The sequence below is a fragment of the Sphingomonas sp. AC435 genome, from assembly GCF_979253005.1.
The window spans coordinates 15,695-39,408 of sequence record NZ_CEEDCJ010000002.1; the positions used below are offsets into that span (position 1 = coordinate 15,695).

19 protein-coding genes and 1 tRNA gene are annotated in these 23,714 nt (G+C 66.5%); 11 read left to right on the forward strand and 9 right to left on the reverse strand.

The genetic code is table 11. The annotated features are described in order from the left end of the window. The first annotated feature begins 47 nt into the window (after positions 1-47). Complete coding sequence (locus AC0CH8_RS03700) at positions 48-287, forward strand: hypothetical protein (RefSeq protein WP_465238744.1); 240 nt, start codon at positions 48-50, stop codon at positions 285-287. A gap of 108 nt (positions 288-395) precedes the next feature. Here AC0CH8_RS03700 and AC0CH8_RS03705 read toward each other — a convergent pair whose 3' ends face one another. From AC0CH8_RS03705 to lon, 6 genes are all read right to left on the reverse strand, one after another. Beyond that, positions 396-3,119, reverse strand: coding sequence for a TonB-dependent receptor domain-containing protein (locus tag AC0CH8_RS03705; protein ID WP_465238745.1), 2,724 nt, complete (start codon positions 3,117-3,119; stop codon positions 396-398). 101 nt (positions 3,120-3,220) lie between these two features. Continuing rightward, complete coding sequence (locus AC0CH8_RS03710) at positions 3,221-4,813, reverse strand: hypothetical protein (protein ID WP_204193876.1); 1,593 nt, start codon at positions 4,811-4,813, stop codon at positions 3,221-3,223. A gap of 206 nt (positions 4,814-5,019) precedes the next feature. Next, the gene (locus AC0CH8_RS03715) at positions 5,020-5,970 is read right to left on the reverse strand and encodes an NADP-dependent oxidoreductase (RefSeq protein ID WP_465238746.1); all 951 of its coding nucleotides are present in this window, start codon (positions 5,968-5,970) and stop codon (positions 5,020-5,022) included. A 243-nt stretch (positions 5,971-6,213) separates the two neighbouring features. After that, positions 6,214-6,288, reverse strand: a tRNA-Val gene (locus AC0CH8_RS03720). Between the two features lie 74 nt (positions 6,289-6,362). Continuing rightward, positions 6,363-6,653 (reverse strand): HU family DNA-binding protein, encoded by a 291-nt coding sequence (locus AC0CH8_RS03725; RefSeq protein WP_318293467.1) that lies wholly within the window; start codon positions 6,651-6,653, stop codon positions 6,363-6,365. 146 nt (positions 6,654-6,799) lie between these two features. Then, complete coding sequence (gene lon, locus AC0CH8_RS03730) at positions 6,800-9,196, reverse strand: endopeptidase La (protein ID WP_465238747.1); 2,397 nt, start codon at positions 9,194-9,196, stop codon at positions 6,800-6,802. 119 nt (positions 9,197-9,315) lie between these two features. Here lon and AC0CH8_RS03735 point away from each other — a divergent pair, with 119 nt between their 5' ends. Further along, complete coding sequence (locus AC0CH8_RS03735; protein WP_465238748.1) at positions 9,316-11,019, forward strand: M1 family metallopeptidase; 1,704 nt, start codon at positions 9,316-9,318, stop codon at positions 11,017-11,019. Further along, positions 10,995-11,252: a hypothetical protein gene (locus AC0CH8_RS03740; protein WP_465238749.1), complete on the forward strand. Its 258-nt coding sequence runs from the start codon at positions 10,995-10,997 to the stop codon at positions 11,250-11,252. Before AC0CH8_RS03735 ends, AC0CH8_RS03740 begins: the two co-directional genes overlap by 25 nt. Before the next feature lie 253 nt (positions 11,253-11,505). Here AC0CH8_RS03740 and pncB read toward each other — a convergent pair whose 3' ends face one another. Continuing rightward, positions 11,506-12,810, reverse strand: a complete 1,305-nt coding sequence (gene pncB, locus AC0CH8_RS03745) for a nicotinate phosphoribosyltransferase (protein ID WP_465239147.1) — start codon at positions 12,808-12,810, stop codon at positions 11,506-11,508. Positions 12,811-12,911: 101 nt separating this feature from the next. On the opposite strand from pncB, the gene AC0CH8_RS03750 reads away from it, so the two are divergent. Next, entirely contained in the window at positions 12,912-13,133 is a 222-nt protein-coding gene (locus AC0CH8_RS03750) for a hypothetical protein (protein WP_465238750.1), read from the forward strand. A gap of 4 nt (positions 13,134-13,137) precedes the next feature. Here AC0CH8_RS03750 and AC0CH8_RS03755 read toward each other — a convergent pair whose 3' ends face one another. Then, the gene (locus tag AC0CH8_RS03755) at positions 13,138-14,337 is read right to left on the reverse strand and encodes a multidrug effflux MFS transporter (RefSeq protein WP_465239148.1); all 1,200 of its coding nucleotides are present in this window, start codon (positions 14,335-14,337) and stop codon (positions 13,138-13,140) included. Between the two features lie 299 nt (positions 14,338-14,636). Between AC0CH8_RS03755 and AC0CH8_RS03760 the strand changes: the two genes are divergently transcribed. Further along, on the forward strand, positions 14,637-15,452 hold the full coding sequence (locus tag AC0CH8_RS03760; RefSeq protein WP_465238751.1) for a hypothetical protein: 816 nt from the start codon (positions 14,637-14,639) through the stop codon (positions 15,450-15,452). 159 nt (positions 15,453-15,611) lie between these two features. Further along, on the forward strand, positions 15,612-16,016 hold the full coding sequence (locus AC0CH8_RS03765) for a cupin domain-containing protein (protein WP_465239149.1): 405 nt from the start codon (positions 15,612-15,614) through the stop codon (positions 16,014-16,016). An 80-nt stretch (positions 16,017-16,096) separates the two neighbouring features. Here AC0CH8_RS03765 and mutL read toward each other — a convergent pair whose 3' ends face one another. Next, positions 16,097-17,851: a DNA mismatch repair endonuclease MutL gene (mutL, locus tag AC0CH8_RS03770; protein ID WP_465238752.1), complete on the reverse strand. Its 1,755-nt coding sequence runs from the start codon at positions 17,849-17,851 to the stop codon at positions 16,097-16,099. Between the two features lie 160 nt (positions 17,852-18,011). Between mutL and AC0CH8_RS03775 the strand changes: the two genes are divergently transcribed. From AC0CH8_RS03775 to rodA, 5 genes are read left to right on the forward strand one after another with little or no spacing between them, the layout of a single operon-like run. Next, positions 18,012-19,052: a rod shape-determining protein gene (locus tag AC0CH8_RS03775; protein ID WP_055848136.1), complete on the forward strand. Its 1,041-nt coding sequence runs from the start codon at positions 18,012-18,014 to the stop codon at positions 19,050-19,052. A 23-nt stretch (positions 19,053-19,075) separates the two neighbouring features. After that, positions 19,076-19,954, forward strand: coding sequence for a rod shape-determining protein MreC (locus tag AC0CH8_RS03780; protein ID WP_465238753.1), 879 nt, complete (start codon positions 19,076-19,078; stop codon positions 19,952-19,954). Then, complete coding sequence (mreD, locus tag AC0CH8_RS03785) at positions 19,951-20,490, forward strand: rod shape-determining protein MreD (RefSeq protein WP_465238754.1); 540 nt, start codon at positions 19,951-19,953, stop codon at positions 20,488-20,490. Before AC0CH8_RS03780 ends, mreD begins: the two co-directional genes overlap by 4 nt. Beyond that, entirely contained in the window at positions 20,487-22,562 is a 2,076-nt protein-coding gene (mrdA, locus tag AC0CH8_RS03790; RefSeq protein ID WP_465238755.1) for a penicillin-binding protein 2, read from the forward strand. Before mreD ends, mrdA begins: the two co-directional genes overlap by 4 nt. Next, positions 22,559-23,668: a rod shape-determining protein RodA gene (gene rodA / locus AC0CH8_RS03795; protein ID WP_465238756.1), complete on the forward strand. Its 1,110-nt coding sequence runs from the start codon at positions 22,559-22,561 to the stop codon at positions 23,666-23,668. The genes mrdA and rodA overlap by 4 nt, the downstream gene beginning before the upstream one ends. Positions 23,669-23,714 lie beyond the last annotated feature (46 nt).

The window sequence follows — 23,714 nt, forward strand, 5'->3', positions numbered from 1 at the left end:
GTACACAACAGAGGGAACAAAGGACGGGATTAAGCCTAAAAGACAGGATGCGGTTCCACCGCCTCGTCGGTCGGTCGCTGAAGGATATGCCACCGTATCACAGCACCATCTCCGGTTCCGTAATCCGGTGTATATGGACGTGGCCGGCGCTGATCCCGGCCAACGTCCACGACGCGGCCCCTCCCGGCGATCTGGTCCGCGGCGACGAACAGACGGTCGATGTCCACGAGTCCTACGCCACGCGCCCCGCGCCCCGCGCCCCGCGCCCCGCGCCCGGCCGCGGATGACTCCACACGCTGGCTATGACCATACTTCGCGTCAACAGCCTCAAAAGACGCGACGACAGGCGATCTTGCCGACGCTTGCTCCCCCTTTCGACAAGGGGGAGCTTCCCGTCAGAACTGGACGCTCGCCCCCAGCGTGAAGGTGCGGCCCAGCCTGTAGCGGTTGATGTCCACCGTCGCGCCGTCGAACGCCTGGAACTCGCGGTAGCCGGTGCCGGTCAGGTTGCGCGCCTCGGCCTTGATCTCGAACTGCGACCCCAGCACCTTGATGCCCTGACGCGCGACGAGGTCAAGGCGGATGCCCGGCTTCTCGATCAGGTCGGGCAGGCGCGTGCCGCCGCCCCCGCCGATCGGACCGCGGTTGGTCACGCGGTTCGAAGCGTAGTTGAACAGCACCGTGAACTGGCTGAGCGACGCCTTGTCCTCAATCCCGAGTTGCAGGTTCACGAGGTGGTCCGACTGACCCACCAACGCCGCGCCGTCCTGGAACAGAATATTCGCGGGGCGCAGGATCGGGCTGGTGCCGACCGACAGCGGGCTGGCGATTAACTGGTCGCCGGCATCGATGCTCGATTTAGTGTAGGTATAGTTGACGATGGCGACGAGGCGGCGCGTCGCGAAGAAACCGTCACCCAGCGAGTCGAGCGGCACGTATTTCTGCACCTCGACTTCGCCACCGTAGAGCTTGGCGCGCGGAGCGTTGGCAAACCCGGTCTGGAGCGTGTCCGACCCCGCCGGGAAGAAGGCCACCGCCTCGATTGGATCGTCGATCCGCTTGTAGAACCCGGCGAGGCTGAAACGCTGATCTCGGGCGAAGTACCATTCGCCGCGCAACTCGGCGTTGTACAACTGCGAGTCCTTGAGGAATGCGTTGCCGAAGAACAGGCGGTCGCTCTCGAAATCCTGATATAGCTGTGGCGCGAGTTCGCGAAACTGCGGGCGGGCCAGCGTCTTGGACAGATGCGCCCGAAGCTGCATATCCTCTGCGAAATTCCAGGTGACCGTGACCGCCGGCAACCAATAATCGTTCTTCAGACTGGTACCCGCCGCACCGCCCGACGGCGTCACCCGCTCCGTCGCCGTTTCGTACCGGACACCGGTCGTTGCGCGCAGACCATCGGTGATCTCGCCCTCGACCTGCGCATAAGCGCCGTGGACGCGCAGCAGCGCATCATAGGCCGCCGCACCCTGCCCCGTCGACGTGTTGCGCAGGTTGATCCCGTAAGCCTGGATCACATAGTCCGAGAGCAGATAGTCAGGCCGCAACTGCGGTGCCGCACCCAGGACCGGGCCGTTGTTCGGTCCCGAATACTGAAAGGTGTAGCGGCTCGAGTCCCGCTGCGTATCGGTATAGGCATAGCCTACCGAGAAGGCGAAGGGCCGGTCGAACGGCACGTTCCAGGTCAGGTTGGCCTGACCTGAATATTGCGTTTCGTCTAGTTCGGAAAAGGCGATCGAGGCCGCCTGAAGACCGGACAGGTTGTTTTGATAGTCGCCGATCGCGGGATTGTACTGATAGGTGAAGCTACGCTCGTACGGACTGTTGCGGCTGGTCTTCGCATAGGCGCCACGAGCGTCGAGGCTGAATTGATCGGAGAGCTTGAATTCACCGACGAGCTGCGTGTCGAACAGCTCGCGCTCGAACCAGCTCGTGTTCTGAACTAGGAAGGGCTGGATGCCGTCCGCGCCGACGCCGATGTTCGCCGTGCTGCCGCGTGACAGACGACCCTGCTTGACGGTGTCGTGCAGGTACAGATTGGTCCAGCGGATCTTGTTCTCACCGAACTCCGCACCGAATCCCAGCAGACCGTTCACGACGGCGCGGTTGTCGGTCAGGACGGTGCGGAAGTCGCGTGTGAGGATACCCGTAGGATCGTCCGTCGACTGCTGCGTATTGTCGCGCGTGCGCCACGTGTTGCTGATGCCCGCGGCGGCAATCGCGCCGACGCGGACCGTGCCGATGTCGATCGAGCTGCCCAGGCTGAGCTCGCCCGACAGGTTCGCCGGCAACTGGTTGTTGCGCTGAAGCAGCGTCGTCTGCGCGTTGTTCAGCCCGATGATCTGGCTCGACGTCAGCGACGTACCGTTCTGCCCGGCCTGATCGATGAAGCCAGGAGTCTTGCGAACCCCGGAATCATAGCCCGTCCAGTCACGGCTGCCGCCGTCATAGACATAGCCAAGCTCGGACGTCGTCACGGTGTCCGCGCCGACCGATCCACCCATCTGGAAGAACGTTTCGTCCGGCACGGCCTTGGTCGTGAGATTGATGACGCCGCCGCCGAATTCGGCGGGGTAATTCACCGAGTAGCTCTTCTGCACCAGCGCCGACGCGATGACGTTGGTCGGGAAGATGTCGAGCGGCACGACGCGGCGCAGCGGTTCGGGCGACGGCAGCGGCGACCCGTTCAGCAGCGAGGAGGAATAGCGGTCACCAAGGCCCCGGACGTAGACGAAACCGTTGCCGACCACCGACAGACCCGTGACGCGGCTGAGCGCGCCAGCGATGTCGCCCTCGCCGGTGCGGGCGATGTCGGCCGTCGACAGGACGTTGATGACTTCCGGAGTCGCACGGACGGCATTGGGGATGTTGCGCCCCACGACGACGATGTCGTCGGTGTTGGCACCCCCGGGTGTGGAGACCTCGACCTGGTCCTGCTGCGCCTCCGCGGCGGCGGCAGGATCGGCGGCATCGATGGCCGGCTGACCGGCCTGCGGCGACACGACGCTGCCCGCAGGCGCGCCGGCTTGACCACCGGCCGGCGCGGCCTGCGCGAAAGCGGCAGCGGGCGCGAGCATCGTCGTCGCGAGTAGGAATGCGTGGATCGGATGCTTCATGGCGGCCCCGGCTCTCGAAAAATATGGGATGCAGGCGACCTCCCCCGGCCGCCGCCTCGGACGTGACGGGGCGGCGAACCGATCGCCGCCCCGTCGCTCAATCAGTTCGGCAGGCCGGTGCAGCTGCCGCTGGTCGAGCCGAAGTTCGCGCGGTTGGAATTGCAGGTCCAGCCGCGGAAGCTCGTGTCGTTCGGGCCGCTCACCGCGCCGACGAAGCTCGTCTGCACGAAGAACGACGTGTTGGCCGGATTGAGCGTCGCGGCGTTGAACGGCGTGGCCGTCGTCGCCGCGCCGGCGGGCAGAAAAATGCCCGTCAGCAGGCCGGTGCCGGCCTCGACGTTGTTCGTGCCGGCCGTGAATACGGTACGCTGTTCCGCGATTGTGACCGTCACACCGTTGACCGTGGTTTCGGCATAGGGCGACGCGCCGCCGCAGCTGAACAGCACCGAGTCGAACATCGGCGGGCCGTTATCCTCCAGGCCGGCATTGGCCGGACGGATCGTCGACTTGCCGCTGGCGTCGATGCCCGCGATGATGTTGAGGCATGCCGCCGGGCTGACAACGATACCATTCACGAAGCGCGCATCGGCGCCGCCGCGAATACGGATCGCGGCATTGGTCGCGGTCGAGCTCTGCACGAAGGTGAAGTTCGCCAGGTTGTAACGCTGCCGCGGCAATGCGTCTTCGTTGCCGTTCGAGTCGATTTCGGTGGAGTAGTTATCGGTCTGCGTGTTGGTCGGCTTCTGCACGGCGAGCAGGAACTGGACCTGACCCTGCCAGCCCACATCGGTATCCAGGCCGTCGTCGTCCGACCCGGTCAGTGCCAGATAGCGCAGGTTGGTACGGCCGCCGAAGATCTCGATGCCGTCGTCCGACGAATTGTGAATCTGGATGTGGTCCAGCGTCGTGCCCGAGCCGGTGCCGCCCAGCGTCAGGCCCTGAAGCTCGTTGTTCGGGCTGATGATCGTGCCCGAATAGCGGATCTGGACATAACGCATCGTACCAGAGCTGTCGTTCGCGATGGCACCGCCGTAGAGTGCGGTGTTGGTGCCCTCGACGACGTTCTCGCAGCTTGCGGTGCCACCGGCGACGGCCGCGTTGCAGTTCGAGATCGGCGCGCGGCCGGCCAGAATGACTCCGCCCCACAGGCCCTGGCTCTCGTCGGTGACGCCACCTGTCAGGTTCTGCTGCGCAGTGAAGATGATCGGCTGGCTTTCCGTACCCTCGGCGTTGATGCGCGAGCCGCGGTTGACGATGAGATAGTCGTTATCGGCATTCGTGGTGTTGGCGTACAGCAGTACACCCGGGTCGATCGACAGCACGGCCGACCGGCCACCGGGGGCAGTGCCCGCGCCGCCGACATCGACGCCGACGTTCACCGCGCCGCTGATTTCGTAAGCGACGCCGGCCAGCTTCTGCAGCCGCAGGTCGCTGGTGATGCTGGAGGGGAGACGGCAGCCACGGTAATTGCCGACCACGCCGGCATCGTTGGTACCCGCCGGGCACGACGCCGCCGGCGTACCGGGTGCGGGCGTCGGCGTGGCGGTGGGCGCGGGAGTCGGAGCCGGTGTCGTGGGGACGACGATCACGCCTTCGCCGGGCGAAGCGACGCTGTCCGCGCCGTCGCAGGAAGCGAGCAGCATGCAGGCGGTGCCCGCCAAGAGGATGCGGGTCGTGCGCGCGAAATGGGCCATTGGTCTGATTGCTCCCGGTCGATGTCTGTCAGGCGTGTTCGCCTTCGGATCGACCAAGGTCCCCCCTGTCGATCTCATCGCTGCGACTAGGGGAGTTCGATGACGGTAAAATGCCGTTTCGGCGTCGGTTGCGTGACTCGCAGGTTTCGGTTTTGTGACGGCGCCCCAGATCGGGACGGAGCGATCCGCCCCGTCCCACTGATGAATTAATCCAGCGTCAGCACGATCTTGCCCCGATCGTGCCCGGTTTCCTGCCGGTGCTGCGCGGCGGCGACGTCCGCCAGCGGGAAGGTGGCGGCCACTGTCACAGACACGCTGCCCGACTCGATCAGGTCGGCGACTTCGCCGAGCTGCGCGGCATTGGGATCGACCACCCAGCGCGGGACGGTGCGGACCTTGTGGCGGGCGGCCTCGTCCGGATCGGGGCTGTCGAGCGTCGAGACCAACATTCCGCCTTCGCGCAACACGCCCCACGAGCGCGCCCGCGTCTCGCCGCCGATCAGGTCGAAGACGAGGTCGACATCGGCCAGCTGCTCTTCGAAAGGCTGGACGCGATAGTCGATCGCCCGATCGGCACCGAGATCCCGGACATAGTCCAGATCACGTTCGGAGCAGGTGGCGTACACCGTCGCACCCCGCGCCTTGGCTAACTGGATCGCAAGATGCCCGACGCCGCCGGCGCCACCGTGGATAAGAACGGACTGCCCGGCCTGGAGTCCGCCATGATCGAACATACCCTGCCACGCAGTAAGGGCGGCGAGCGGTACCGCAGCCGCCTGCACGAAGTCGAGCGACGTCGGCATCGCCACCATCTCCACCGCGCGCACGACGACATATTCCGCCTGCGCGCCGCGATCGAAGCCGAGATAGGCGAAAACGGGATCGCCGTGGCGCAGCATGTAGTGCGCGCGGGTCCCGACCGCCTCGATCGTGCCCGCCAGATCGCGGCCCATCGTGATCGGCAGCGCGTCCTGCTTCAGCCGATCGAACTTGCCCGTCCGCATCTTGCGGTCGACCGGGTTGATGCTGGCCGCGCGCACGCGGACCAGTACCTCGTCGTCGAGCGGCTGCGGGATCGGCACCTGCTCCAGCGTCAGGACATCCGCGTCTCCGAACCGCGGCAGGCGGACGGCGGTCATCGTGGTCGGCAGCGTCATCGGCGGGACTCCTGAGATACCGCCGAAGAACGACTTGGACCGTGAGTTCGCTCCGACCCCAAAGCGCCTGCGAATCAAATCCTCCCCGTTTACGGGATGGTGGCACGCCAAGGGCGTGACGGAGGGGCGGCCACCCGCGTTTCCGTCTTCGGCTCTTGCACGGCTTCACGCGGGCCGATGTAAACTGCGCAACGACCAAAACCAAAAAGCCCGCCGCTTCCTGCTGGAAACGACGGGCCGTATTGGTGGGCGCGACAGGGATTGAACCTGTGACCCCACCCGTGTGAAGGGTGTGCTCTACCGCTGAGCTACGCGCCCGATCCCGCGGTCCTCAGGACCCCGGGAAAAACCGGAGCCGCGCGTCTATCCACCGACGCGCGGCCTGTCCAGTGTCAGTTGACCGAATCCTTCAGGATCTTGCCGGCCTTGAACTTGGGCTGGGTGGACGCCTTGATCGTCATCGGCTCGCCGGTGCGCGGATTGCGACCGGTAGAGGCTTTGCGCTTGGAAACCGAGAAGGTGCCGAAACCGACCAGCCGGACCTCGTCGCCCTTCTTCAGGCTCGCCGAGATCGCATCGAATACGGCTTCGACCGCCCGCACCGCATCCGCGCGATTCAGCCCCGATGTATCGGCGACCGTCGCGATCAGCTCCTGCTTGTTCATCCTTTGAAATCCCCCGATTCGACTCGATACTTGACGCCCCGGTGGATCACCGGCGCGGAGGCGTCACTAAGGCGGCGCGACCCCCCGGTGTCAACCACCGCAGCGGCTAAGCTGCGGTGGTTGGACGTTTAACGCAGTCGTGACCGGATGCTATTGCGTCACCTTCAGTGATGACGCTCCACCCCGGCCGGCGCGATCGCCGGCGGCGGCAGTGCCGCAAGCTCATCGGCATCGGTCCAGTCGATCGCCTCCAGCGGCTCGGTCAGCGCCAGCTTCAGCACCTCGTCGACATGACTGACAGGGATGATCGTCAGCCCTTCCTTCACATTGGCGGGAATGTCGGCGAGGTCCTTCTCATTCTCCTGCGGGATCAGCACCGTGGTGATGCCGCCGCGCAGCGCCGCGAGCAGCTTCTCCTTCAGCCCGCCGATCGGCAGCACGCGACCGCGCAGCGTCACCTCGCCGGTCATCGCGACCTCGCGCCGCACCGGCACGCCGGTCAACGTCGAGACCAGCGACGTGACGAGGCCGATGCCCGCCGACGGACCATCCTTCGGCACCGCGCCCTCGGGCAAATGGACGTGGACGTCCTTGCGGTGGAACACCGACGGCTTGATGCCATAGCTGGGCGCACGCGCCTTGACGAAGCTCCACGCCGCCTCGACCGATTCCTTCATGACGTCGCCGAGCTTGCCGGTGGTCTTCACCGCCCCCTTGCCGCCGACCGTCACACTCTCGATTGTCAGCAACTCGCCGCCGACCTCGGTCCACGCCAGCCCGGTGACCGCACCGATCTGATGCTCCGTCTCCGACAGGCCGTAGCGGTACTTCAGCGTGCCTGCGAACTCGTGCAGGTTGTCGCGGTCGACCGTGACGCTCGTCGCCTTGCCCTCGAGAATGCGGCGCAGCGCCTTGCGGCACAGCTTGGCGATCTCGCGCTCCAGCGTACGGACGCCGGCTTCGCGCGTGTAATGCTGGATCAGCGCGCGCAGGCCGTCCTGCGTCAGCGTGAACTCGCCCGGCTTCAGCCCGTGCGCTTCTACCTGCTTGGCGACCAGATGCCGCTCGGCGATCTCGACCTTTTCGTCCTCGGTATAGCCTTCCAGACGGATGATCTCCATCCGGTCGAGCAGCGGCTGCGGCAGGTTCAGCGTGTTCGCGGTGCAGACGAACATCACGTCCGACAGATCGATGTCGATCTCCAGATAATGATCCTGAAACTTGCCGTTCTGCTCCGGGTCGAGCACCTCCAACAGCGCAGACGCGGGATCGCCGCGGAAATCCTGACCCAGCTTGTCTATTTCATCGAGCAGGAACAGCGGGTTGGCCGCACCGGCCTTTTTCAGGTTGGTGACGATCTTGCCCGGCAGCGAGCCGATATAGGTGCGGCGATGGCCACGGATCTCGGCCTCGTCGCGCACGCCGCCCAGCGACTGGCGGATGAACTCGCGCCCGGTCGCCTTGGCGATCGACTTGCCGAGCGAGGTCTTGCCGACGCCGGGCGGTCCGACGAGGCACAGGATCGGCCCCTTCAGCTTGTTGGTGCGCGCCTGCACGCCGAGATACTCGACGATCCGGTCCTTCACCTTTTCCAGCGCATAGTGATCCTCGTCGAGGACCGCCTGCGCCGCCGCGATGTCGCGCTTGATCTTCGACTTCTTGCCCCAGGGCAGGCCGAGCAGCACGTCGAGATAGTTGCGCACGACTGTCGCCTCGGCGCTCATCGGCGCCATCGTCTTCAGCTTCTTCAGCTCGGCGGTCGCCTTGGTCCGCGCCTCCTTGGACAGCTTCAGCGTCGCGATCCTCTGGGTCAGTTCGGCGATCTCGTCGCCGTCGCTCTCGTCGTCGCTGTTGCCCAACTCGCGCTGAATCGCCTTCAACTGCTCGTTGAGGTAATATTCGCGCTGGGATTTCTCCATCTGGCGCTTCACGCGGCTCTTGATCTTCTTCTCGACCTGAAGAACGCCGAGTTCGCCTTCCATCAGAGCAAACGCCATCTCCAGCCGCTTGGCCGGATCGATCTCGACCAGCAGCGCCTGCTTGTCGGCGACCTTGACCGCGATGTTCGCGGCGACGGCGTCGGCGAGACGCGCGGCCTCGTCGATCTCCGCCAGCTGCACCGCGGTTTCCGCCGGCAGCTTCTTGTTGAGCTTGGCGTAGTTTTCGAACTGGTCGACGACCGAGCGCATCAGCGCCGACACCTCGGTACCCTCGACCGCCACGTCCTCGATCATCGCGACCGTCGCAGCTAGGTAGCCTTCGGCCTCCACCAGTTCGCCAAGACGCGCCCGCTGCTTGCCCTCGACCAGCACGCGGACCGTGCCATCGGGCAGCTTCAGCAGTTGCAGCACGGTGGCGGTGACGCCCATCTCGTACAGGCTGTCGCGCTGCGGATCGTCCTCGGCCGGGTCGAGCTGCGCGACGAGGAAGATCTCCTTGTCGGCAGCCATCGCCGCTTCCAGCGCCGCGACGGATTTGTCGCGGCCGACGAACAGCGGGACGATCATGTGCGGAAAGACGACGATATCGCGCAGCGGCAGCACGGGGAAAGTCTGGGTCATGCAAGCTCCGGTCGGGCACCGTACGTGGTGCCCCGTTTCACCGACTATATGGTGATCGTTCCGATTCCATCAATCGTGCCTCTTGCGTCACGGCGTGAACCCGGCAACCATCGTATACCATGATAGCTTCCATTCTCGCACTCGCTGCCGCGCTCCAATCGGCTGCCACTCCCCCCGCCAAGGGCACTCCCCCGATCACGGAGCAGACACAAAAGTCCGGAGGCGTGCGGCCGGCCGAGCAGTTGGCGGTGACGTTCGATTCGGCCGACCTCCAGTTCGAGGTGCTGCCGGAGACGTACAGCCTGAACGGCATCGCGACGCTGGGCTTCACCGCCAAGTCGCCGGTGTCGCGCCTGCTGATCGACCTCGACAAGAACCTGCCGGTCACCGCCGTGTCGATCGACGGCACCGCTTTAAATGCGGGATCGTGGTCGAACCCCGACGGGCAACTCGTCATCCGCCTGCCGCGCCGCCTTGCCAAGGGGCAGCGTGTGTCCGCGAAGATCACGTACGGCGGCGTGCCGCATGTCGCCGTCAACGCACCGTGGGACGACGGCGTCGTCTGGTCGAAGACACCGGAGGGCAAGACGTGGTTCGCGACGACCGCGGAGGGCTATGGCTGCGACCTGTTCTGGCCGTGCATGGACTTCCCGGAGGGCGAGCCGACCGTCGTCACGCTGCACATTACCGTCCCGAAGGGGCTGAAGGCGCCATCGAACGGCAAGCTGATCGGCGTGGATACGCTGCCGGACGGCCGCACCCGCTGGAACTGGCGAGCCAAGCGCACCAACACCTATGCGATCGCGCTGAACGTCGGGCCGTACGAGGAGATCAGCGGATCGTACAAGAGCCGCTTCGGCAACACGATCCCGATGTATTACTGGTATCTACCGGGCGAGAAGGCGCAGGCGGAGAAGCTGTTCGCGGAGTTCGCGCCGACGCTCGACTTCTTCGAGGCGCTGGTCGGCCCCTATCCCTTCGGCGACGAAAAGGTCGGCGTGGTCGAAACCCCGCACAAGGGCATGGAGCACCAGACGATCAACGCCTACGGCAACGGCTATGCCAAGGCGATCGAGGGGTTCGACTGGCTGTTCCAACATGAATTCACGCACGAATGGTTCGCCAACCAACTGACCGCCGCGAATTGGGACGATTACTGGCTGCACGAGGGATACGGCGCGTACATGCAGCCGGCGTACGGCCGCTGGCGCGAGGGCGAGGCGCGCTATGCGGCGATGATGCAGTCGCAGCGCGGCACGATCATGAACAAGGTCCCGATCGTCCGCGGCAAGATCATCTCCGAGGAGGAGGTGTACGAGGCCTCGAAGGGCGGGCCGGGTCAGGACATCTACGTCAAGGGGTCGTGGATGCTCCACACCCTGCGCAACCTGATCGGCGACACGGCCTTCTGGGATGTGACGCGACTGGCGGTCTATGGCCGCGCCGATCCGAAGCCCGGAAATTTCGAACCGCGCTTCGGTTCCACCAAGGAATATGAGGGCTTCGTCCGTCAGGTGACCGGCAAGGATTATGGCTGGTTCTTCGACGTGTATCTGCGTCAGGCGGCGCTGCCCGAGTTGGTCGAGACGCGCAGCGGGAACACGCTGGCGCTGTCGTGGAAGGTGCCGGACGGCGGCGCGTTCCCGATGCCGGTCGAGGTGCAGGTCGGCGATCGCATCGAGAAGCTGGCGATGACCGGAGGGCGTGGCACGCTGGAAGTGCCGGCCGACGCGCATGTGGTGATCGATCCCTGGGCTCGCGTGTTGAAGCGTTCGACCGCCGTCGAGGAGCTACAGGCATGGAACGCCAGCCGGAAGAAGTGACGAACACCCAACTCGGCATCCGCCGCGCCGCCGAAATGGCGGCGGTGTTCATGATCGGCGACGGGCTGCTGGGCATGCTCCAGCCGAGTCGTCACGTCGATCTCTGGCGATCGGACGTGGCGGCTGTCGATATTCTGGTGAAGCCCTTCGGCGGGAAACCGGGGCGGCGGCGGGCTTACGGGTTGCTTCAGTTTGTGGCCGGCGTCGCCCTGGCCTCTCGCCTCTCTCGCTGAACGACAAAAAAGAGGCCGCCCCGGTCACGCGGGACGGCCTCGAGATGCTGGGAGGGTGTCGTCGCTCAGGGGCAGGACACGCAGGCGCCGATGACGGCGGCCAGCGGGATGAGAGCGAAGACGAGGGGAAAAAGCTGCTTCATGACGCACCTGATGGTGAGAGGTCTTACCCGACATAATGCAGGTCAGCGGCAAAGGTTGCGCTGCGGTGAACGACGAACCTACGCCCGACGTACCGATCCGGGACGCCCGCTCAGACGCGGACCGTTGCATCCTCCCGCCCCTCATGTCCGAAAATCCGCAGATAACGGGCGATCTCGTCGGGCGGACCGCTCGCCTTGGCGGGATTGTCCGAGAGCTTCACTGCCGGTCGGCCGTTCGCCGCGACCACCTTCGCCACCAGCGAGATCGGCGCGAGCGCGTCGCCACCGCCGCTGTCGCAGCCGCGAAAGTCGTTGGTCAGGTTCGTACCCCACCCAAAACTGGTCCGCACCCGCCCGTGGAAATGGCGGTAGACGCGCCCGATCGACTCCACATCCATCCCGTCGGAGAAGATGAGCAACTTCTCGCGCGGGTCGCGACCATGCGCGGTCCACCAGTCGATGATCGCCTCCCCCGCCGCGATCGGCGGCGCGCTGTCGGGGCGAAAGCCCGTCCAGTCCGCCACCCAATCGGGGGCATCGCGCAGGAACGCCGCCGTCCCGAACGCGTCGGGCAACACGACCAGCAGATTGCCACGGTAATGCCGCTGCCACTCCTCCAGCACCCGGTAGGGCGCGCTCGCAATTGCGGCATCATCATCGGCCAGCGCGGCGAGCACCATCGGCAGTTCGTGCGCGTTGGTGCCGATCGCCTCCAGCCCGGCATCCATCGCCAGCAACACGTTGGAGGTGCCGATGAAGCGCTCGCCCAGCCCCTCCTGCAACGCCTCGACGCACCAGCGTTGCCACAGAAAGCCGTGCCGGCGTCGTGTACCGAAGTCGGACAGGACGAGGTCGGGCAAGGCGGCCAGCCGCTCCACCTTGTCCCACAACCGCGCCTTGGCCCGCGCGTAGATCACGTCGAGTTCGAACCGCCCCCGTCCCTTCAACGCCGCGCGTGACCGTAGCTCGTTGACGATCGCCAGCGCCGGCACCTCCCACATCGTCGTGTGCGTCCACGGGCCGGCGAAGCGGAGTTCGAATTGGCCGTCGACCGTCCGCAGCTCGTAATCCGGCAACCGGAACTCCGCGAGCCACGCGATGAAGTCGGGCGCGAACATCCGTGCCTCGCCATAGAAGCTGTTGCCGGCCAGCCAGATCAGCTCGCGCTTGTCGAACCGCAACGTGCGGGCGTGATCGAGCTGCGCCCGCAACTCGCCCTCGTCGATGATGTCGGCCAGCCGCACGGACCGCGTGCGGTTGATCAGCGTGAACGTGGCGTCGACGGTCGGATGCGCGTTACGGATCATCTGCAGCATCAGCAGCTTGTAGAAATCCGTATCGAGCAGGCTGCGTACGATGGGATCGAGCCGCCAGCCGTGGTTCCACATCCGCGTGGCAATGTCCGTCACCGGCATGAGGCGCCCTGCCCACTCGTCATCGTCTCGCCCCTTGCATCGGAACGCTACGATCAGCATCGCCGACCGTTCCGTCTCGCCCCGGTCGACACCCTAACCCCATGGGAAACTTCATAAACTATGTTGGACTTGGCGTCGGTGCGGGGAAATCATCCGGGGCGGTCGCGTTCGACCACGAACTGCACCGCATCCAAGAGGTCCCGATGAGCCAGCCCGCCCCGCCCGATCACCGTTATCTGCGCATGGTTATCGGCGGTATCATCGCCCTCGTCGCGCTCATCATCGTCATCAGCACCGCACAATATTGGGCGACCTTCAACTAAGCCGCTACTCCGCCGCCATCCGCGCCCGGAACAGCTGACCGCGCTCGATCAGCAGCACCACGACGAGCACGGCGAGTCCGATGCCGAGATACCCGATCGCCAGCGGCATCGTCGTGCCATTATACGCCTGACCGATGATCGATCCGACGATTACCGCGCCGATGCTGGTGATGAAGCCCTGTACCGACGACGCGCTGCCGGCGATGTGCCCGACCGGCTCCATCGCCATCGCGCCGAAATTCGATCCGCACAGGCCGATGCAGGTCATGCTCAACGCCTGGAACAGGATGTAGCTGACGAGCGACTCGTTTCCGCTGGCGATCACCGCGATGTGGACGATCGACAGTCCGATCAACGCGAACACGCCCGCTTGCGAGATCAGCCGCGTCCCCAACCGCTCCACCAGCCGGCTGTTGGCAAAGCTCGCACATCCCATCGCGAACGCGCACAGCGCAAACAGCAGGGTAAACCGCTCGCCCGCGCCGAACTCGTCGACGAAGATCTGCTGCGCCGACGAGACGAACGCGATGATCCCGCCGAACGTCAGCGATGCGGCGAAGGCGTAGCCGACTGAATAGCGATCGGTCAGTGTCGTGCGGTACGCGTTGCCGAGCGACGCCAGCGAGATCGCCCGCCGCCGCGCCACCGGCAGCGTCTCCGGCAAACGCAGCGCGCTCCACGCCAGCACGAACGCCGCGAACGCGCCGAGCGCGTAGAAGATGAAGCGCCACGGCCCGAATGCGAGCAGGCCCTGACCCAGGGTCGGCGCGAGGATCGGCACGAGGAAGAAGATCATCTGCGCCAGCGACAGCGTCCGCGCCATCTGCCGGCCGGAGAACTTGTCGCGCACGATCGCCACTGCCAGCACGCGGGTCGATGCGGACATCAGCCCCTGCAACATCCGCGCACCCAGCAGCGCTGCGAACGTCGCCGATCCCGCCGCGAAGATGCTCGCCGCGACGAAGCCCGCGAGCGTGACAATCAGGATAGGCTTGCGCCCAAACCGGTCGGCGAGCGGACCATAGACCAACTGGCCGGTCCCAAACCCGAGCATGTAAGCGGTGACGATCCACTGCCGATGATTGGCGGTCGCGATCGCAAGGTCGTGGCCGATCTGCGACATGGCGGGCAGCATCAGGTCGACGCCCAGCGCATTCACCGCCATCACCGCCGCAACGAAGGCGACGAACTCCTTGGGGTGCATGTCGGTTCTGGGCGGGTCCGCGGCAGGCGTGCCGGTTTCCGGCGTTTGTTCGGTCATCCCGGCCGCTTAGCGCGGGATCGACGACGAAACCATGACGTCATGAGCCGGCCGGTACCTTCTCGACCGGATCAATGCGATGAGTCGTTTCAAGTCCTGGCGAATAGGGCGACTGCACGATCTTGCCGTCGTCATGGTCCTGAAGGGCCCTGGGCAATTCTGGTGGACACAGCCCAAACCGCGGTGATAACTTCGCGGCGCACGTGATCTTGGGGAAGGTCACCGGTTTCCGGGGGGAAGTCATGCCATATCGCAACGCCTGGCCATTCATCCTTGCGCTTATAGCCGCGACGATCTTCGCGTTCTGGCGCAGCTACTTCGGTCGACTGTCAACCTCGTCGATCGGATTTCACATCCACGGTGTCACGGCGGGCCTGTGGCTCATGCTGCTGCTCGCGCAAAGCTGGACGCCGCACCACGGCCGCATCGCGATGCACCGCGTGCTGGGGAAGACGACGTTCGTCGCGATGCCACTGTTCGCCGCCGGTTCGATGGGGGTGATCCACTCGATGGCGGCGGGCACGGTCGGGGGCGATCCGTTCTACGCGATCTGGGGCGCGCGACTGGCCTATATCGACGTGCTGGCGCTCGCCGCGGTGCTGTACGGCGTCGGCATGGCGCTGCGCCACCGCCGCAACATGCGGCTCCACGCCGGCTACATGCTGTCGACCGCGCTGCCGCTGGTCAGCCCGGTATTGGGCCGCGTCTTCAACCAGACCGTGCCGGGCATCGTCATCCGCGGACCGCAGGATTTCCACCTGTTCGGGTGGGGCGTCCAACTCGCCAACCTCGTCGTGGTCGCCGTTGCCCTGTGGCTCTGGCGCCGCGACCCGCGCACCGGCCGACCCTGGGCGGTCGCGCTGGCCGTAGTCGCCGTCCAGATCGTCGGATTCGAAACACTCGCCGCCACCGATGCCTGGCACGGCATCTTCACGACGATCGGCACGCAGCCATTGCCCGCGCTGATGACCTTCGGTCTCGCCGCAGGCATCGTAACGATCGCAGCCGGCTGGTCCTCGTCGATCCGCACGAACACCTCACCGGCGGCCGCGGTGTAGCTGGTACCGCGCATCATCTCTCGAAATGCTTGAGTTGGTATCGAAGCATCCCCGTGCGACTATTCGTCGAACAAGACGGGCCGGGCCGACATCTACGATAGCAATTGCGTTCATTGTCTATCCCTGTCAGCCTCAACTATCGACTTTGGGGTGGGTGCCATGATCTGGACTGCGATACTGGCGCTTCAAGCCGCCACCGCCAGCTTCGACGCAGTCGTCGCCGCGCCCGACAGCCACCATATCCTATTGGAGGACGACACGATCAGGGTCTTGCGCGTGGAGGTGGCGCCCGGTCAGACAGAACCCGTTCACGATCATCGCTGGCCGAGCGTGATGTACTTCCAGAGCCCTCAACCCATCACCTACATCGTTTACAAGCTCGTCGATGGCCGACCGGTCGAAGTCGAACGCATGGATGCTCCAGCGTTCGAGGCATCCAAGACGGTCAGAGGCGAGCCGGAAGGGTTGCACGCCGTCAAGAACCGCGGTTCCGCACCCTTCGTCGCCGTGAGGGTCGAATTCAAGAACGGCAAGCCTCCGTCCGCCGATGCTGTAAAGCCGTAGCGTGCGTGCGGCCGCTAGCCAATGAATTCCTCGGCGAGCCAGTTTCAGTTCCGCCGTCCGACGCGATGCTGCCCTGGCGTTCACTTCCGCCCGAAGAGCTTCTCCACGTCACTCATCTGCAACTTCACCCAGGTCGGTCGGCCATGATTGCACTGGCCGGAATGCGGCGTGGCCTCCATCTCCCGCAGAAGCGCGTTCATCTCCATCACCGACAGTACCCGTCCTGCCCGAACCGATCCGTGGCAGGCCATCGTCCCCGCCACCGCATCGAGCCGCTCGCGCAGCGATAGCGCCTCGTCGAATGCGGCGAGTTCGTCGGCGAGATCGGTGACCAGCCCGCGAGGATCGGATTGGCCCAACAGCGCCGGCGTCGCGCGGACCAGCATCGCGCGCGCGCCAAACCGCTCCAGCTCCAGCCCGAACTCCGCCAGTTCGTCCGCCCGCGCCTCCAGCCGGTCGCACGCGGGCTCGTCCAGTTCCACCACCTCCGGCAGTAGCAGCGCCTGCGCCGCGACTCGACCGCCGGCCAGCGCCGCACGCATGCGTTCCAGCACCAGCCGCTCATGCGCGGCATGCTGATCGACGATGACGAGGCCGTCCTCCGCCTCCGCGACGACATAGGTCCGCGCCACCTGCCCCCGCGCCACCCCCAAGGGATGCGCGATCGTCGCAGGAGGCGCAGTGTGCGCGGGTTCGGCCCGTGCCTGGGGCGGCGGGGCGTTGAAGTAGCCGGGGCGGCGATCGAACAGGGTCGTCGCGACGGGCGCAGGCTTCGACCAATGCGGCACCGCCGCGACCGGCTCCGGCTGCCACCGCGTCAGCGCGTCCGCGGCCGGGCGCTGCACGCTGCGATGACCGGCATCGTCCAGCGCGCGGCGCAAACCCGACACGATCAACCCCCGCACCAGCGCCGGATCGCGGAACCGCACCTCCGTCTTCGCCGGGTGCACGTTCACGTCGACCTGCTCGCCCGGCAGGTCGAGGAACAGCGCGACGACGGCATGGCGGTCGCGCGGCATCATCTCCGCATACGCTCCGCGAATCGCCCCGATCAGCAGCCGGTCCTTCACCGGACGGCCGTTGACGAACAGATACTGGTGGTCGGCCACCCCGCGATGGAAGGTCGGCAGACCGGCGACACCGCCCAGCACCACCTCCTCGCGCACCCAGTCGATCGCGACGGCGTTCTCCGCCAGCGCCCGGTCGGTCAGCGCCGCGACCCGCGCCGGCCGGTCCTGCCCCGGCGGCACCGACAGCACGCGCCGGCCGTCATGCTCCACCGACACCCCGACATCGGGCCGCGCCATCGCCAGCCGCCGCACCGCATCGAGGCAGGCGGCATACTCGCTGCGCGGGCTGCGCAGGAACTTGCGCCGGGCGGGCACGCGCGCGAACAGGTCCTCGACCAGGATGCGCGTACCGGGCGGCAGCGCAGCCGGCCCCTCCTCGATCACCTCCCCGTTGTCGACCACGCGTCGCCAGCCGTCCGCACCCGCCGGCCGGCTCTCCAGCGTCAGCCGCGCGACGCTCGCGATCGAGGGCAATGCCTCGCCGCGAAAGCCCAATGTCGACACCGCCTCGATCGCCTCGTCCGGCAGCTTCGACGTGCAATGCCGCTCCAGCGCCAGCGCCATGTCGTCCGGGTTCATGCCGCAGCCGTCGTCCGCGACCTCGATCCGCGTCAGCCCGCCTTCGGAAAGGTTAATGGCGATCCGAGTCGCCCCCGCGTCGATCGCGTTCTCGACCAGTTCCTTCAACGCGCTGGCGGGCCTTTCCACCACTTCACCGGCAGCGATACGATTGACCAGATGCGTGGGGAGACGCCGTATTGACATGGGGCCGGCACTTAGACCAAGCGCAGGCATCCCGCGACCCCGCACGATGTGAGAAACCGCCGCTTACTTTTGTCGGGGCGGGTTTCGGGGGATGCCGACGCGATTGCCCGACGACCCGAAACTTTCCGACCCCAGCGGCCGGCCTGATACGGAACCCTTCATGAATCCCTTCCGCTTCTTCAAGTTCATGTCGCAGGATATGGCCATCGACCTCGGCACCGCGAACACGGTGGTGTATGTCCGCGGCCGCGGCATCGTGCTGAACGAGCCGTCGGTGGTCGCGGTGGAAACGCTGAACGGCGTGCGCCGCGTCAAGGCGGTCGGCGACGACGCCAAGCTGATGATGGGCAAGACACCCGGCACGATCGAGGCGATCCGCCCCCTGCGCGATGGCGTCATCGCCGACATCGATGTCGCCGAGGAGATGATCAAGCACTTCATCCGCAAGGTGCACGGCCCCCGGAAGTTCGCGCGCTGGCCGGAGATCGTGATCTGCGTGCCGTCGGGATCGACCAAGGTCGAACGCCGCGCGATCCGCGACGCCGCATCGAATGCCGGCGCCAGCCAGGTGTTCCTGATCGAGGAGCCGATGGCTGCCGCGATCGGTGCCGACATGCCGGTAACGGAGCCGATCGGGTCGATGGTCGTCGATATCGGCGGCGGCACGACCGAAGTCGCGGTGCTGTCGCTGCGCGGGCTCGCCTACACCACATCGGTCCGCGTCGGCGGCGACAAGATGGACGAGGCGATCGTCAGCTACGTCCGCCGCAACCACAACCTGCTGATCGGCGAGGCCACGGCCGAGCGCATCAAGCAGGAGGTCGGCTGCGCGAAGCCGCCGGCTGACGGCATCGGGGCGGTCATCTACATCAAGGGGCGCGATCTGGTGAACGGCGTGCCCAAGGAGATCCAGATCAATCAGGGCCAGATCGCCGAGGCATTGTCGGAGCCGGTGGCGACGATCGTCGAGGGCGTCCGCGTTGCGCTGGAGAATACTGCGCCCGAACTCGCCGCCGACATCGTCGATCAGGGCATCGTCCTGACCGGCGGCGGTGCGCTGTTGCAGGGTCTGGACGAGGTGCTGCGCGACGAAACCGGCCTGCCGGTGATGGTCGCCGAAGACCCGCTGACCTGCGTCGCGCTCGGCACCGGTCGCGCGCTGGAGGATCCGATGTTCCGCGGCGTCCTCCAGAACGGCTGACCTCCAGGGAAGGAGGCCGGCGCATGGCGCCCGTCCACGACCGCAGGGCCGGATTTTCAAGGCGGCGGCAATACAGCATGTTCATCGGCTACGTTCTGGCCGTGGCCGGAGCGGTGGTGGGTGGCGTGTTGCTGGTCGCCAGCCGCTTCGACCCGCCACTGTTCGCCGGCATGCGCATGGCCGCGGCGGGCGTGACCGCGCCGGTGTCCTCCGGGCTGTCGGCGATCGGCCGCGGCATCGCCGTCGTGCCGGAGACGATCAACGGCTGGATCTTCGCCCACCAGGAAAATGCCGCGATGAAGCGCGAGCTGGCGGTCACCCGGCCACTGCTGTCTCGCGCCCGCGTCATCGCCTATGACAACCGCCGGCTGCGGACGCTGCTCGCCCTGCGCGATCGTGACGAGCAGGTCGTCGTCACCAGCCGGCTCGTCAGTTCCTCCGCGTCCAGCGGGCGGCGGTTCGCGCTGCTGAACGCCGGGCGGCTGAACGGTGTTCTGCCGGGCATGCCGGTGCGTGGGCCGGAGGGGCTGATCGGCCGCATCACGGAGACGGGGCTCAACGCCGCGCGCGTGCTGCTGCTCTCCGACCCCGACAGCATCGTCCCCGTTCGCCGCACGCGCGATGGCCTACCCGCGATCGTCGCCGGGCGCGGCGACGGCGCGGTCGATCTGCGCTCCGTCAACGCCACCAACGTGCGCTTCTCCCCCGGCGACCTGTTCGTGACCAGCGGCACGGGCGGGCTCTATGCGCCCGGCATCCCCGTCGCGCGCGTCGTCAAGGGCGGGTCCGACACCGTCATCGCCCGCACCTTCGCGCAACCCGACAGCTTCGACTTCGCCCTCGTCAGTCGTGTGTTCGTGCCGTTGCCACCACCGCCGCCCGCGCCGGCCGCCGCGCCTTGAGCACGATCGAGTACAACCCCTTCGCGCCACCGCTGGCGCCCGGGCGCGCCCGCGCCTTGCCGTGGATGACGGTGATGGCCGGATCGCTGACGACGGCGGTGCCGGTGATCGCGACCATCCCGATCCTGCCGCCACTCGGCCTCCTGATGCTCGTCACGTGGCGACTGCTGGCGCGGTTCGCCTTGCGTCCGTGGGCCGCGGCACCGCTCGGCGCGTTCGATGACCTACTCAGCGGGCAGCCGCTGGGATCTTCGGTGCTGCTATGGTCGCTCGTCTTCCTGGGCATCGACCTGATCGAGCGACGACTGGTCTACCGCGACTTCTGGCAGGACTGGCTGATAGCGTCGGCGGCGATCATTCTGTGCCTGGCCGGCGGGCGCATCCTGGCGGTGCCGATGGGCGCGCAGGTCGACGGCGCGATGGCAGCGCAGGGCGTCGCGACGATCCTGCTGTTCCCGGTCGCCGCGCGGCTGGTGGCGTGGATCGACCGCAAGCGCGGCATGAACTCCGGCCTGCCGACCGGGGACACCGCATGAGGCGCAACCCGAAGATCGTCACCGAGGCGATGCAGTCCTACAGCTTCTCGCGCCGCGCATGGCTGCTCGGCGCGGCGCAGGCCGGCGTCGGCGTGATGCTGGCGGGTCGCATGGCGTGGCTCTCGATCGCGCAGAACGAGCATTACAGCGACCTTTCCGAGTCGAACCGGGTCAACTCCACGTTGATCCCGCCCCGGCGCGGCTGGATCGTCGATCGCAATGGCGTACCGATCGCCAACAATCGCACCGACTTCCGCGTGGACATCATCCCCGATCGCCTGCGCGACGAGGATCGCGTGCTGGGGCTGCTTCAGCAACTGCTTCGCCTGACGCCCGAGGACATGGCGCGCGTCAAGATCGACCTCGATCGCGCCGCGGGGTTCCAGCCCGTGCAAGTCGCGGAACGTCTCGACTGGGATCGGTTTGCCGCCGTCAGCGTGCGCCTGCCCGAACTGCCGGGCGTACAGCCCAGCCGCGCCTTCGCCCGCCACTACCCGGCCGGTGCCGCCGTGGCGCATCTGACCGGCTATGTCGGTGCGCCCACCGCCGAGCAGTTCAAGGCCACGCGCGACGGCCTGCTCGTGACGCCCGGTTTCAAGCTCGGCAAGGATGGACTCGAGAAGGCGCTAGAAAAAGGCTTACGTGGTCAGCCCGGTGCAAAGCGGGTCGAGGTCACGGCCCGCGGCAAGCTGGTCGCCGAACTCGCGACCCGGCCCGATGTACCCGGCAAGACCGCCAAGCTGACGATAGACGCCGGGCTTCAGGAATATGCCGCCCGCCGGCTCGGCACCAACTCGGGCTCGGCCGTGGTCATCGATTGCCGCACGGGCGAGATGCTGTGCATGGTGTCGGTGCCCGCTTATGATCCCAACAGCTTCTCGGACGGGATCAGCCATTTGGAATGGCAGATGCTGTCGGAGGATGACCATGTTCCCCTGATGAACAAGGTCACGCAGGGCCTCTATCCACCTGGATCGACCGTCAAGCCGATGAACGCATTGGCGCTGCTGGACGCCGGGGTGTCCGCCGATCAGCGGGTCAATTGCACCGGCGCGATGCGCGTCGGCACGGGCGTGTTTCACTGCCACAAGCGCGGCGGCCATGGCCCGCTCGACATGAAGGGCGCGGTCGCTCAGTCGTGCGACATTTATTTTTACGAAATGGTCCGGCGGCTCGGCTACGACCGGATTGCCCCGGTCGCGCGCACCGTCGGGCTGGGGGAGAAATTCGAACTGCCCTTCACCACGCAACGCTTCGGCACCGTGCCAGATTCGGCGTGGAAGCTACGAAAATACAAAGACGAATGGCGCGTCGCGGACTCGCTGAACGCGTCGATCGGCCAAGGCTACGTTCTCGCGAACCCCCTCCAGCTCGCGGTGATGGCAGCGCGCCTTGCGTCCGGTCGCGCGCTCCAGCCGAGCATCCTCGCCGATCGGGTGCACCGCGACGCGCCCGCCCTGCCGTACCAGTCGGAACATCTGCAACTGGTGCGGGAAGCGATGTGGGGCGTCGTCAACGGCGGCGGCACCGGCGGCGCGGCACGGCTGCTGATCCCCGGCGTCCAGATTGCCGCCAAGACCGGGACTGCGCAGGTCCGGCGCATTACGATGGCCGAACGCCGGTCGGGCGTGCTCAAGAACGGACAACTTCCCTTCAAGCTGCGCGACCACGCGCTGTTCGTCTGCTTCGCGCCGGCCGACAACCCGCGCTATGCCGCTGGCGTGGTGCTCGAACATAATGGCCACACCGTGCGCAACCTGGATACGCCGTTGATCGGCCGCGACATCATGACCTATCTGCTCGATCGCGAGCGCGCGCTCGCCAGCCTCGCCGAGGTCGAACCGACCTGGGGTGGCGACATCGCCACGCGCATGGCGGCGACCGAGGCGGCGTACCGCGCCGCCCGCAACCCGCCTCCCGCCGCCGCCGCGACCAAGACCGACGCGGTCGTCCCCAGCGACGCGCCCGCGGTGGAGCGCGCGACCGACCTCGCCAACCAGACACAGGCTGCGCTCGCGACCAACACGGTCGCCGAGGAAGGCTCCACCGAAGGCACGGAGCGCGACGAATGAGCGGCCGCACCGTCCCGGAGGGCCTCGCCCGCCTGCCCTGGAAGGTCATCCTGCTGGTGATCGCGATCGGCGTGTTCGGACAGGTCGTGCTGTACTCGGCCGCCGGTGGTTCGTTCAGCCCCTGGGCGAAGTCGCAGGGGTTGCGGTTCTTCGTCCTGCTCGCCGGTGCTGTCGCGATCTCGCGCGTGCCGGAGCGCGCGTGGAAGGCCGGCGCGTTGCCCGCCTATGCGCTGATCCTGATCGCGCTGGTGCTGGTCGAACTGCTCGGCGCGATCAAGGGCGGCAGCCAGCGCTGGCTCGATCTGGGTTTCATCCGCCTGCAACCGTCGGAGTTCATGAAGCCGGCGATCGTCCTCGCCTGCGCAAAATTCTACGACATGCTGCCCGCGGGCGAAACCCGCCGCTTCTCCGCGATCTGGCCCGCAGCGCTGCTGATCGGCCTGCCCGCCGCGTTCGTCATGAAGCAGCCGGATCTCGGCACCGGCCTGATGATCTGCGCGGGCGGTGCGACGGTGATGTTCCTCGCCGGCATCCCGCTCCGCCTGTTCGTCGGCGGCGCCCTTGCCGCGGCGGTGGCGATCCCGCTGGCGATCAACTTCGTCCTGCACGATTACCAGCGCAATCGCATCCTGATCTTCCTCGATCCGGAAAGCGATCCGCTTGGGACCGGCTATCACATCAGCCAGTCGAAGATCGCGATCGGGTCGGGCGGTATCTGGGGCAAGGGATTCCTCAACGGAACTCAGAGCCACCTCGACTATCTCCCTGAAGGTCATACGGATTTTGTATTCGCGACAATGGCGGAGGAGTGGGGGCTGGTCGGCGGCTGCCTGCTGATTCTCGCCTTCCTGCTGGTCATCCGCTGGGGCATCGATGTCGCGCAGGCCGCGGAGGGGCGCTTTGCCCGGCTGACTGCCGCCGGGCTGGCGACGACGATCTTCTTCTACGTCGCCATCAACCTCATGATGGTGATGGGCCTCGCCCCCGTCGTGGGGATTCCCCTGCCGCTGGTGAGCTTCGGCAGCTCGGCGCAGCTGACTGTGCTGCTCAGCCTCGGCATCCTGATGTCGATCGACCGCCAGAATCGCCGCCGCCCGCGTTGGTGAGATTTGGCGCAAACGCAAAAAGGGGGTTGCGCCCCTCGCCCACGCT